The following is a 9,820-nucleotide window of genomic DNA, read 5'->3' as shown; positions in this document are numbered from 1 at the left end:
GTCGGCCGTCGCGTTTCATGCCGATAGCATACACCAACGCCGCAACAATGTCGCCTATATTTCTGACCTATGAGTAAACACCAAGAGGCCCTTAGGCTATTTGTAGCTTGTCAGCAGCAGCTCGGACCACGAACGAGATCCATCGCATCTGGCTTTGGCTTCGTCCGGAGCGCATCGATCGTGTAGCTGTTGGCGCAGTATTCATGAAGGTGCTGCGCCGCCGTTCCCGCCTCAAGCTCTCTGTTGCAGCGGGATTTCTCGATGCAGAGCGCGCAGACCCGTCTCATATCGTTCAGTACACCGGGCTCGTCGCTTGATGGCGCCTTCGTCGATCCCGAGCGCCTTCAGCATCTGCGGCAGTTCGTCGGTGCCCTGACGCCCCCGGGCAACCAGCATCTCAAGCTCGCCCGGCGAGACGCGGAGATCGTGCGCGACCTGGTCAGCCTCGGCGACGCTGAGGCTGCGGATTTCACCGATGTCGCGGAACCGGTCGAGGAAGCCCGTCAGCTTGCCGATCAGCCTGCCCGCAATCGTTTCCGTTCGTGTTGCCGATGCCATCGCACTCTCCCGCACTTCTGAGCACATCCAGCATCAGGCCGGATCAGATCGCCGTCATTGCGCCAGATCAAACGCCACGCCTCGGAGCCGCCGGCGTTTCGTCGTCGTCCGAGATCGCCCGCCAGGCGGCGCCTTCGAGGTCGTCATACTGGCCGTTCTTCAACGACCAGAGGAGTCCGAGCAATCCGAGCAGGCCGAGCAGCAGCGCCAACGGCACCAGGAACGCGATCACTTCCATCACACCACCTCCTGCCGCACCCGACGTCCGCGCAGCGCGTTCAGCATCACCAGGATCGAGGAGCCCGACATCGCGGCGGCCGCGATCAGGGGCGTCACGAAGCCCAGGATCGCGATCGGCACGGCGAGGACATTGTAGCCGACGGCGAGATAGAGGTTCTGCCGCATCAGCCGCAGCGCTTTGCGCGAATAGTCGACGGCCGCGATAACCGGCGCCAGCGGCTTACCGAGGAAGACGAGATCGGCGGTCGCCTGGCTCAGATGCGCGGCTGAGATTGGCGACATCGAGACGTGCGCTGCCGCAAGCGATGGCGCATCGTTCAAGCCGTCGCCGACCATCATCACCTTGACGCGCTGCCGCTTCAGCTCCTCGACGCGTGCGATCTTGTCTGATGGCGTTACGCCGGCGCGCCACTCCGGGATGCCAAGCGTCTCGCCCGCGGCCCGCACCGCGGGCTCGCGATCTCCCGACAAGATCTCGATCGCGATGCCGCGCCGCTGCAGCGCCGCAACGGTCTCAACCGCATCCGGCCGCAGGCCCTGGCGAACCGCGAACACGTAGCGCTGTTCGCCGCGGGCAAAGGCGACCACGGACGCCTCGGGATCGCGGCGCAGGACCTCCTCCGCGAGGTCCTCCGCGTTGCAGAACGAGGGACGGCCGAGCCTGACGTCTTCGCCGCCGAAGCTGCCGCGCACCCCCTGCCCTGGCTCTTCCGTAACGCCGGGCAGCGGCGATTTCGCACCGGCCGCGCGCGCCAGCGCCGCGGCGACCGGATGGTGGCTGGCCAGCGCGAGCCGGCCCGCCAGTTCGAACACATCGGCCGGCACGGCCGCAGCGTTCACCACATCGAGTTCCGGCAACGTGAGCGTTCCCGTCTTGTCGAAGATGACGTGGTCGACCTCGGCGACGCGCTCGATGGCGTCGCCCGAATTGATCAGCACGCCGGCGCGGAACATCGCGCCCGCCGCGATCGTCTGCACCGTCGGGATCGCGAGCCCCAGCGCACAGGGACAGGTGATGATCAGCACCGCGATCGCAGTGATGACGGAATCGTGCAGGCTCGCGCCCGCGATCAGCCAGCCGATCATGGTCAAGAGAGCGGTCGCATGCACCACCGGCGCATAGAGCCGCGACGCGCGGTCAGCGAGCTGCACATAGCGCGAGCGCACCTGCACGGCGTGCTCGAGCAATCGCTGGATCTCCGCAAGCAGCGTGCCTTCCGCCGCCGCCGAGACGCGGATGCGCAGCGCGCCCGAGATGTTCAGCGAGCCGGCATAGACCGCGCTGCCGGCCTCGACCGCCGCATGCCGCGTCTCGCCCGTGATCAGGCTCTGGTCGATTTCAGACCTTCCGTCGATCACCGTGCCGTCGACCGCGGATCGCTCGCCGGGCCGCAGCAACACGGTGTCCCCGGCCCGGATCGCCGCCGCCGGCACCACCGAAATCTCGTCCGGACCGACGAACTTCGTCGCAGTCTCGGCCTTGAGCGCCGCGAGATTGCCGGCGACCGCCCGGGTACGCCGCCGCATGCTCTGGTCGAGATAGCGTCCCACCAGGAGGAAGGTGAGCAGCATGATCGCCGCATCGAAATAGGCGTGGTCGGCATGTCCGATGGTCTCGACGATGGACATGCCGAGCGCCAGGATCACGCCGATGCTGATCGGCACGTCCATGTTGACATGGCCGGCGCGCAGCGCGTTGAAGGCCGAGCGGAAGAAGGGCTGGCCCGCATAGGCCGCCGCCGGCAGCGCGATCAGCGCCGACATCCAGTGGAAGAAATCGCGCTGCTCCGGCAGCATGTCGCTGACATTGCCGGACCACACCGGGATCGACAGCATCATCACGTTCATGGTCGCGAACGCAGCGACTCCGAGGCAGCGCAGCAGGAAGCGGGAGTTCTCGACCTCGGCGGCTTCTGCGCTGACCGTCTCGAACGGATAGGCCTTGTAGCCGAGCTCGGCGAGCCGATCGATGAAGCGCGCCGGATCGAGCGCACCCTCCTTCCATTCCAGCGCCACGCGGCGGTCAGTGAGATTGACGCGCGCCAAGGTCACATCGGGAATCGCCGAAAGCCCGCGCTCGATCTTCGACATGCAGCCGGCGCAATTGACGCCCTCGACCGCGAGGTCGATATGCGCCAATCCCGAGCCGAGATGTTTGACATAGTGCGAAAAGTCCCGTGTCGCCTGCATCACGCCCTCTTAGTTCAGCACCACGCGATTCCTCGAGAGGAACACGCGCCGGCCATCGGCTTCGCTTTCCAGCACCAGGTCCCATTGCCCGGGCCCGATCGCGCTGCCCTTGCCGCGGTAGCGACCGCCGCCGGCTTCCGACAGCTCGATCGCCTGGTCGGCGCGCCGGTCGGTCGGGCGCTCCAGGCGGGAGGTGAACTGCAATCCGATGAGCGGCCTGCCATTGCCATCACGCGCTTCGAGTTCGAGCGCTGTGCCGCCACCGGCATCGCGCGCCAGATGCGCGTCGACCTTCCAGTTGCGGGCGTCCTGCTCGCGCGCGGCGACGATCTCTTTCTCATAGGCGAGGCTCGCCGCGTAGGCGCTGTCGACGTCGGTGCCGGGCAGCGTCAAGGTCGCCAGCTTGATCATGGTGACGTTGACGCCGATCACAACGCCGAAGAATGCGACCAGCATGACGAGCACCTTGCGCCCGGTCAGCGGTTTCTCCGATCCGTATTCCCTATTCATGGCGGCCCTGCTTCTTCCCGTTATGGCGCGACGAAATTGTCGGTGGCGGACGCGACTTCGCCGAGACCGATGTCGGTGACGCGGAACTTCACCGGGATCGACTTCTCGGGATTCCGGTCGGACGGCGCGGTGACCAGCACGCGCAGCTCGGTTGTGCCGTCGCGCCCGAGCACGATCATGGGGCGATCGGGCGTGATCGAGTCGCCGCCGACGACATGGAGCTTGGCATCCTGTGGGCCATCGATGTCGATCGCCACCACGCGGTCGAAGCCGCGCTTGTTGAGGAAGTGGACCGTATAGGCGTTGCGGATCGAGCCGTCGCTCAGCTTCACCGCGACCGGGTTGCGGTCGTGCAGCACGTTGATGTCGAGCAGCGAACGCGTCGCGAGCGCGTAGAGCATGATCCCGCCGACGAGTGCGATCAGCGCGACATAGGTGATGGTCCGCGGCCGCACGATGCGGTAGATCGGCGGCTTGCCTTCGATCCGGCGCTGGATGTTGATGTCGTTGTCGTAGCCGATCAATCGCGTCGGCCGGTTGATCTTCTTCATCACGGTGTCGCAGGCGTCGATACACAACCCGCACTGGATGCAGTCGAGCTGCGGGCCGTTACGGATATCGATGCCGACCGGGCAGACGGCGACGCATTGATAGCAGTCGACGCAGTCGCCGGCGTGCTGGCCGAGCGCGCGCAATTCGTTCGCCTTCTTCACCGACATTCGCTTTTCGCCGCGGTCGTAGCGATAGGTGACGTTGAGCGCCCATTCATCCGTCAGCGCCGCCTGGATGCGCGGCCACGGGCACATATAGACGCAGACCTGCTCGCGCATGAAGCCGGCGAGCAGATAGGTCGTCGTGGTCAGGATCGCGATCCAGATATAGGCGATCGCCGGCGCCTGGAAGGTGACGAGCTCTTTGACCAGCGTCGGCGCGTCGGTGAAATAGAGCACCCAGGCGCCGCCGGTCCACCAGGCGATCATCAGCCAGATCGAATGCTTGAGCACGAGCTCGGAGATGCGCTCCAGCGTCCAGCGATTGGCGGACGCATCCTTCTTCATCCGCTCGCGCCGGTCGCCCTCGACCAGGCGCTCGACGGCGTAGAACAGGTCGGTCCAAACCGTCTGCGGGCAGAGATAGCCGCACCAGATGCGGCCGCCGACCGAGTTCATCAGGAACAACGTGATCGCGGCGAGGATCAGGAGGCCGGTGAAGTAATAGACTTCCTGCGGCCAGAGCTCGATGAAGAAGAAATAGAAGCGGCTGTTCGGCAGGTCGATCAGCACCGCCTGGTCGGGCGCGCCGAGGCCGCGATTCCAGCGTACGAAAGGCAGGAAATAATAGACGCCGAGGCAGAACGCCATCAGGCCCCATTTGATCCGGCGGAAGGTCCCCGAGACCTTCTGCGGGTAGACCTTCTTGCGGGCCGCGTAAAGCGGCCCAACATCTTCGGCTTGGTCGGCGCCTATTTGGACGATCTTGTTCATGGGCCCGCGCTCTCCTAGTCCCCTCCCTCTCTGCCGGGTTGATCCAGCGCAAACCGGACGTCGTTTCCCTTTGCTCCGCTACCTGCCGCCGCCAAGCGTATGCACGTAGACCGCAAGCGCCTTGATGGTGGAGGGATCGAGCCGGCCAACCCATGCCGGCATCACGCCGGCCCGGCCATTGGTGATGGTCTCGATCACGGTGGCCTCGTCCGAGCCGTAGAGCCAGATCTTGTCGGTGAGATCGGGCGCGCCAAGCTCCTGGTTGCCCTTGCCGTCCGCACCGTGACAGGTCGAACAATTGTCGGCGAACAGTTTTTCGCCGGCTGCAACGTCGTAACCCTGACGCGTCGATAAGCCCGAGAGCGAGCGCACGTAATTGGCGACCGTGACAATCTCGTCCCGCTTCAGGATACCATCCTTGCCGAAGGCGAGCATTGCGCCCTCATGAGTCTTGGCATGACCCGAGCGCGCGCCGAACTGGACGGTCTGCAGGATCTGCTCGAGCGAGCCACCCCAAAGCCAGTCGTCGTCGTTCAGGTTCGGATAGCCCTTTGCACCGGCGCCGCCCGAGCCGTGGCAGGGCGCGCAATTGTCGCCGAAAGCGATCTTACCGCGGGCGCGCGCGAGCGCCAGCAGCGCCGGATTCTTCTCGATGTCGGCGAGTGAAGCCGCACCCAGCGCAACCATCTTGTCACCGCGGATCTTTTCCAGATTGGCAAGCTCGACGCCGACCGCGGCGCGCGTTGAATAGTTGAGCACGCCCGTGGTGTGGCTCCACAGCAGCGGCCAGGCCGGATACACGATCCAGTAGCCGATCGCCCACAGGATGGTGGCGTAGAAGGTGATCAGCCACCAGCGCGGCAGCGGCGTGTTGAGTTCCTTGATGCCGTCCCACTGATGACCGGTCGTGGTCTTGCCGGAAACTTGATCGAGTTCGGTTTCAGCCATGACCTGTCAGTCCTCCCGCAACGGTATCCGCGCTGCCTCGTCGAAGGCGGCCTGGTTGCGCGGCCAGAGCGCGTAGATCACGATCGCGATGAACAGGCCGACGAAGATCGGCGTCCACACGCTCGTCACGAGGTTCGACGCCAGATTGTGAACCGTCAGAATTGCTTTCATCGTCCCGTCTCTCAGCGAAGACTGGCTTTTTTGTTGTAGAGCTTGAAATCGACCAGCGTGCCGAGCATCTGCAAGTACGCGACCAGCGCATCCATCTCAGTCGGCGCACCGGCCTTGCCGTCGAAGTTGCGGATCAGGGCCTTCGGATAGCGCTTTGCAAAGGCATCTGTGTTTGCATTGTCCGGATCGGCCTGCGCCTTCAGGTCGGCCACCGCATTCTTGATTTGCTCGTCCGAATAGGGTACGCCGACGATCCGGCTGGCCTTTAGATGATCGACGATAACAGATGTGTCGATCTCGGTCCGGGCGAGGAATGGATAGCCCGGCATCACCGACTGCGGCACGATCGCGCGCGGATTGGTCAGGTGGGTGACGTGCCACTCGTCCGAATATTTGGCGCCGACCCGCGCCAAGTCAGGCCCGGTACGCTTCGAGCCCCACTGGAACGGATGGTCGTACATGCTCTCGGCGGCGAGCGAGAAGTGGCCGTAGCGCTCGACCTCGTCGCGCAGCGGCCGGATCATCTGCGAGTGGCAGAGATAGCAGCCCTCGCGCACGTAGATGCTGCGGCCGGCGAGTTCGAGCGGCGTGTACGGCCTGATACCGTCGACCACCTCGATCGTGCTCTTAAGGTAGAACAGCGGCGTGATCTCGACCAGGCCGCCGATCGCGATCACGACCAGGATGCCCGCGATCAGGATGATCGAGTTCTTTTCGAAGATTTGGTGGCGGGTCCAGAAGGACATCTGACGCTCGTTATTCCGCCGGCCGCAGCGCCAGCGGCGTGGTGACTTCCACCTCGCCGACCCGCACGGTCATCCAGAGGTTATAGGCCATGATCAGCGAGCCGATCAGGAACAGCGCGCCGCCGGCGGCGCGGATGATGTAGAAGGGATGCATCGCCTCCACGGTCTCGATGAAGGAATATTCGAGGAAGCCGAGCGAAGTGTAGGCGCGCCACATCAGGCCCTGCAGGATTCCCGAGACCCACATCGCGGAGATGTAGAGCACGATGCCGATGGTCGAGATCCAGAAGTGCCAGTTCACAAGCTTCAGGCTGTACAGTTGCTTGCGGCCCCACAGCCACGGCACCAGGCAATACAGCGCGCCGAAGGAGACGAAGCCGACCCAGCCCAGCGCACCGGAGTGAACATGGCCGATGGTCCAGTCGGTGTAGTGGCTCAGCGAGTTCACCACCTTGATCGACATCATCGGACCTTCGAAGGTCGACATGCCGTAGAACGCGACCGAGACGACCAGCATGCGCAGCACCGGATCGGTGCGCAGCTTGTCCCAGGCACCCGACAGCGTCATCAGGCCGTTGATCATGCCGCCCCAGGAGGGCATCCAGAGCATGATCGAGAAGGTCATGCCGAGCGTCTGCACCCAGTCCGGCAACGCCGTGTAGTGCAGATGGTGCGGGCCGGCCCAGATATAGAGGAAGATCAGCGACCAGAAATGGATGATCGACAGCCGGTAGGAATAGATCGGCCGCTCCGCCCGCTTGGGGATGAAGTAGTACATAATGGCGAGGAAGCCGGCGGTCAGGAAGAAGCCGACCGCGTTATGCCCGTACCACCACTGGAACATCGCATCCTGCACGCCGCCCCAGGCGATGTAGGACTTCGAGCCGAGCACTGATACCGGCAGCGCGGGGTTGTTGCCGAGATGCAGCACAGCGATGGTGACGATGAAAGCGAGATAGAACCAGTTGGCGACGAAAATGTGCGGCTCCTTGCGCTTCACCAGCGTCATCACGAAGACCAGCAGATAGACGACCCAGACGATCGTCAGCCACAGATCGGCATACCATTCGGGCTCTGCATATTCTTTGGACTGCGTCACGCCGAGCAGATAGCCGGTGCCCGCGATCACAATGAAGAAGTTGTAGCCGAGCACGACAAACCATGGCGCAAGATCGCCGGCGAGCCGGACACGGCAGGTCCGCTGCACGACATAGAATGAGGTCGCGATCAGCACATTGCCGCCAAAGGCGAAGATCACCGCCGAGGTGTGCAGCGGCCGAAGCCGGCCGAAGCTGGTCCAGGGCAGATCGAAATTGAGCCAGGGCCAGGCGAGCTGACTGGCGATCAGGAGTCCGACGGTAAATCCGGCAATGCCCCAGAACATCGCTATGAACGAGGCGAACTTGATCGGGCCGAGATTGTAGTTCGGCTTGCCGTTGATCTCCCGCGGCGGCAGCGACGCGGGACGATCGAGATACCGGTTCATGATCGCGAACGAGGCGGCGCCGCTTGCCACTGCAGCGAGCGAAGCATGGAACGCGAACGGCGTGTCCAGCGCCATGGCCGCGGCGAACGCGCAAACAAAGGCTGCCATCGAGAAGAATAGCATCAGCCCGGCTTCACCGTGGGTCATCCATTTCGCGGATTGAACTTGCTGCATGTGTGATTCTCGTTGCATGGGCCCCGCCCCGTCAGCCCGGGTCTGGCTATGTTGTCCTTGATTGAGATCAACCCCGATCAGCTACCCCCAGGACCGGTGGGCATTTTGCACCAGCTCCAACGGCTGCCGGAAGGAATCAGAATGGACGACGCTTGCGCGCTCCCGGTGCCGCCTGATGCGATCGTGATTGGAAACTGGCCGAACCAAGAGCAGCGGCGAAAATCACGAAGGCCGAGATGACGGCTGCGGAAACCAAGAGCGCATCGGCGGGCATGACAACCTCCATTGAAGCTGATGCGATATATCGCGGTTTCAAGAGAGGCGTCTTTGACCTTGATCAAACGAAAGAACCCAACGCGGGCCCGCTTCAACTTACGCCCGCAGACAACGCTTCGGCACGCGCGGCGTCCAACAGGACGACGCTACCCGCAAAGATTTGGATCACACCATCACGTTCGAGCTTCGAGAAGGTACGGCTCACCGTCTCGATGGTGAGCCCCAGATGATCCGCCATGTCTAGCCGCTTCATCGGCAGCGGCAGAATTTCTCCATCGCGGCCAATTCCACTCAGTCGGTCGCGCCAGCCGATCAGGAAGCTCGCTATCTTCTCTTCGGCGGAGCGCCGTCCGAGCAAGACCATATGTTCCTGTGCCCGGGCCAGTTCGCGGCCCGCCAATTCGATGATACGGCGCAGCAACCGCGGCCGGTTCTCGGCGAATGTCGCGAACGACTCTTTGGAGAACTGGCACAGCGCGACGCGGCCGATCGCGTCAGCGGAGAACTCGTGCTGCGGCAAACTGGAGAGCCCGAGGAAATCGCCCGGCAATGCAAAACTGACGATCTGCCGCCGGCTGTCCGGCAACAGCTTGTAGAGGCGCAGGGTACCCTCATGCACGCTGAAGAACGACGTTGCGATATTTGCCTGTGCGAACACGGTGGCGCCGGATTCGAAACGAACATGCCGCGACAGCTGCGCCAATTCGCGCAATTCGGTGTTGTCGAGCGCTGCGCAGATGGCCAAGGCCCTCGCCGTGCAATCGTGACACGATTGCCGATGCGTTCCTTCTCCCAAAACCGAAATCTTCACACGCCCCTCCGGATTGCCGCCTGCAGACGCCTCATGGGCGCCTTTCGCGCAGGTCGATGCAGTGTAGCGTCCGTAGGGATGAGATGTTGTTGATGCAGATCAATCGCCGGAGGCGCCCTTGACCTGTCTCAATGGTCGGCTCGGCCGGAGGCTAGTACCTCTACACAGAGGTTTTGACTGATTGGTTTGGGATTTCCAAGACGGGGAGCTGTTCAGGAGGGACCAG

11 protein-coding genes are annotated in these 9,820 nt (G+C 63.5%); all 11 read right to left on the bottom strand.

Annotation, left to right across the window (positions count from 1 at the left end):
• Positions 1-231 precede the first annotated feature (231 nt).
• Positions 232-558: a hypothetical protein gene (locus AC5ZG5_RS44940; protein WP_456647218.1), complete on the bottom strand. Its 327-nt coding sequence runs from the start codon at positions 556-558 to the stop codon at positions 232-234.
• A 67-nt stretch (positions 559-625) separates the two neighbouring features.
• Positions 626-796, bottom strand: a complete 171-nt coding sequence (gene ccoS, locus AC5ZG5_RS44935; protein WP_456647219.1) for a cbb3-type cytochrome oxidase assembly protein CcoS — start codon at positions 794-796, stop codon at positions 626-628.
• Positions 796-2,988 (bottom strand): heavy metal translocating P-type ATPase, encoded by a 2,193-nt coding sequence (locus AC5ZG5_RS44930; protein ID WP_496165548.1) that lies wholly within the window; start codon positions 2,986-2,988, stop codon positions 796-798. Before AC5ZG5_RS44930 ends, ccoS begins: the two co-directional genes overlap by 1 nt.
• A gap of 9 nt (positions 2,989-2,997) precedes the next feature.
• Complete coding sequence (locus AC5ZG5_RS44925) at positions 2,998-3,498, bottom strand: FixH family protein (protein ID WP_456647263.1); 501 nt, start codon at positions 3,496-3,498, stop codon at positions 2,998-3,000.
• Between the two features lie 20 nt (positions 3,499-3,518).
• Positions 3,519-4,982 carry a cytochrome c oxidase accessory protein CcoG gene (ccoG, locus tag AC5ZG5_RS44920; protein WP_456647114.1) on the bottom strand — a complete coding sequence of 488 codons (1,464 nt, stop codon included), beginning with the start codon at positions 4,980-4,982 and terminating at the stop codon, positions 3,519-3,521.
• A 78-nt stretch (positions 4,983-5,060) separates the two neighbouring features.
• The gene (gene ccoP / locus AC5ZG5_RS44915; RefSeq protein ID WP_456647113.1) at positions 5,061-5,930 is read right to left on the bottom strand and encodes a cytochrome-c oxidase, cbb3-type subunit III; all 870 of its coding nucleotides are present in this window, start codon (positions 5,928-5,930) and stop codon (positions 5,061-5,063) included.
• A gap of 6 nt (positions 5,931-5,936) precedes the next feature.
• Entirely contained in the window at positions 5,937-6,101 is a 165-nt protein-coding gene (locus AC5ZG5_RS44910; protein ID WP_456647112.1) for a cbb3-type cytochrome oxidase subunit 3, read from the bottom strand.
• An 11-nt stretch (positions 6,102-6,112) separates the two neighbouring features.
• On the bottom strand, positions 6,113-6,847 hold the full coding sequence (gene ccoO, locus AC5ZG5_RS44905) for a cytochrome-c oxidase, cbb3-type subunit II (protein WP_456647111.1): 735 nt from the start codon (positions 6,845-6,847) through the stop codon (positions 6,113-6,115).
• 10 nt (positions 6,848-6,857) lie between these two features.
• The gene (gene ccoN, locus AC5ZG5_RS44900) at positions 6,858-8,480 is read right to left on the bottom strand and encodes a cytochrome-c oxidase, cbb3-type subunit I (RefSeq protein WP_456647115.1); all 1,623 of its coding nucleotides are present in this window, start codon (positions 8,478-8,480) and stop codon (positions 6,858-6,860) included.
• A 163-nt stretch (positions 8,481-8,643) separates the two neighbouring features.
• Positions 8,644-8,781, bottom strand: coding sequence for a hypothetical protein (locus tag AC5ZG5_RS44895; RefSeq protein WP_456647110.1), 138 nt, complete (start codon positions 8,779-8,781; stop codon positions 8,644-8,646).
• A 93-nt stretch (positions 8,782-8,874) separates the two neighbouring features.
• Positions 8,875-9,594: a cyclic nucleotide-binding domain-containing protein gene (locus tag AC5ZG5_RS44890; RefSeq protein WP_456647109.1), complete on the bottom strand. Its 720-nt coding sequence runs from the start codon at positions 9,592-9,594 to the stop codon at positions 8,875-8,877.
• Between the last annotated feature and the right edge of the window lie 226 nt (positions 9,595-9,820).

The sequence above is a fragment of the Bradyrhizobium sp. Ses1 genome, assembly GCF_059512365.1.
Note: the sequence above shows the minus strand (reverse complement) of the source record. Positions and strands in the feature narration are given on the sequence as shown.

Coding starts and splice junctions, on each gene's coding strand:
- AC5ZG5_RS44925 (WP_456647263.1), bottom strand. CDS start 3,498: ATGAATAGGGAATACGGATCGGAGAAACCGCTGACCGGGCGCAAGGTG.
- AC5ZG5_RS44895 (WP_456647110.1), bottom strand. CDS start 8,781: ATGCCCGCCGATGCGCTCTTGGTTTCCGCAGCCGTCATCTCGGCCTTC.
- ccoN (WP_456647115.1), bottom strand. CDS start 8,480: ATGACCCACGGTGAAGCCGGGCTGATGCTATTCTTCTCGATGGCAGCC.
- AC5ZG5_RS44930 (WP_496165548.1), bottom strand. CDS start 2,988: ATGCAGGCGACACGGGACTTTTCGCACTATGTCAAACATCTCGGCTCG.
- ccoO (WP_456647111.1), bottom strand. CDS start 6,847: ATGTCCTTCTGGACCCGCCACCAAATCTTCGAAAAGAACTCGATCATC.
- AC5ZG5_RS44910 (WP_456647112.1), bottom strand. CDS start 6,101: ATGAAAGCAATTCTGACGGTTCACAATCTGGCGTCGAACCTCGTGACG.
- AC5ZG5_RS44940 (WP_456647218.1), bottom strand. CDS start 558: ATGGCATCGGCAACACGAACGGAAACGATTGCGGGCAGGCTGATCGGC.
- ccoS (WP_456647219.1), bottom strand. CDS start 796: ATGGAAGTGATCGCGTTCCTGGTGCCGTTGGCGCTGCTGCTCGGCCTG.
- ccoG (WP_456647114.1), bottom strand. CDS start 4,982: ATGAACAAGATCGTCCAAATAGGCGCCGACCAAGCCGAAGATGTTGGG.
- ccoP (WP_456647113.1), bottom strand. CDS start 5,930: ATGGCTGAAACCGAACTCGATCAAGTTTCCGGCAAGACCACGACCGGT.